1 pseudogene is annotated in these 245 nt (G+C 69.4%); it reads right to left on the bottom strand.

Features of this window, described 5'->3' with window-relative positions:
• Positions 1–245, bottom strand: a pseudogene (locus tag SAZ04_RS22750) (hypothetical protein); the annotation flags it as partial.

Here is a 245-nt window from a genome sequence, read left to right on the forward strand (position 1 = left end):
TTGGCGATTCCGGCATCCAGCGGCGTGACGAGCCCGACCCAGTGGCTGGCGAGGCGCGGCGTCAGCACGGGGACCGTCACGATGAGCCGCTTGCGGCGCCCGGTCACCCGGACGAAGCCGTGGAGCATGTCCTCGTAGGTCATGACCTGCGGCCCGCCGATGTCGAAGGTGCGGTTGACGTCGCCCGGGAGGTCGGCCGCCTCGACGAGGTAGTGCATGACGTCGTCGATGGCGATCGGCTGGAT

This window comes from Halalkalibacter lacteus (genome assembly GCF_036663595.1).
GTDB classification, from domain to species: Bacteria; Bacillota; Bacilli; order Bacillales; family Bacillaceae_D; genus Halalkalibacter; species Halalkalibacter lacteus.